1 protein-coding gene is annotated in these 1,085 nt (G+C 55.9%); it reads right to left on the bottom strand.

Features of this window, described 5'->3' with window-relative positions; genetic code table 11:
• The coding region (locus HFD99_RS24770) for a condensation domain-containing protein (protein ID WP_238797295.1) at positions 1–1,085 on the bottom strand (1,085 nt) is incomplete at both ends.

The raw sequence follows: 1,085 nt of genomic DNA, 5'->3' as shown, positions 1-1,085 counted from the left end.
TAATCCTTGTACTGAATCCGCAATGGCGCTAGCTCTTCACCGCCATACAAGCGGACAAATTCGTCGGTCAGGACCTCCATGGATACCCCATCCGAGACGATATGGTGCATGTCAAGCATAAGCAGATGTTGGGATTCCTGCTTCGCTCCTTGAACGCCCAGATCCACCAAGCCTACCCGCAGCAGCGGCGCAGCTTTGAGATCAAACGGACGGACAAAGCTCCGTACCCGCTGTTGCGCTTCTATGTTGACTCTTGTGTACGTATCTGTAGTTGTGTCCTGATCTGTGTCCGCAGTCGCCCCCTCTGCTTGTACCTTCGTATATTCCACCTCGAACGGCACAGCGTCCTCAATCCATTGCATCGGCTCGCTGTCGATCAGCTCAAAGCGGGTACGCAAGGTCGCATGGCGGGCGATCAGTCGACGGAATACGTTCTCTACTCGTTTCACATCCAGCGGACCGCTCACTTGCAGCACCGACGGCATGTTGTAATTCACATCATTCGGGTCGAACTGATGCAGCACATACAGTCGTTTTTGTGCCGAGGACAGTGGGTAGAAACTACGCTCCTCCGTCACCGGAATGGACGCATACGCCACCTGATCCAGACCTTCCAGAACGGCTGCCAGCTGCTCAATCGTTGGCGCTTCAAAAATGCTGCGCAGGGGAAGTGGCTTGTTCAGCTCTTGGTGAATCTTCGAGGCCAGTGTCGTCGCCCGCAGCGAATGTCCGCCAATCTCGAAGAAGTTTTCCTTTACGCCGACCTGCGCCAGGCCCAGCACATCCTGCCAGATTTGCGCCAGCTTCACTTCCACCCACGTCCGCGGTGCGACATAATCGGCTCCACTTTGCAGGCTGCCTTCCGGTGCTGGCAGGGCCTTGCGGTCAATTTTGCCATTGGGACTCAGCGGCATTTGCTCCAGCTGTACAAAATACGATGGCACCATGTAGCTTGGCAGCTCTCCGCCCAGCTCACTTCTCAGCTCGCTGGCACGGATTTCTTGCCCGGCGACATAGTACGCCACCATTTGTTTTTGGCCCGTTTCATCCGCACGAGCCATGACCACCGCTTCTCGTACCGATTC

The sequence above is a fragment of the Paenibacillus sp. EKM301P genome (genome assembly GCF_011800295.1).
Taxonomy (GTDB): Bacteria; Bacillota; Bacilli; order Paenibacillales; family Paenibacillaceae; genus Paenibacillus; species Paenibacillus polymyxa.
The sequence above is the reverse complement of the archived record's forward strand: the minus strand, read 5'-3'. Positions and strand labels throughout refer to the sequence as shown.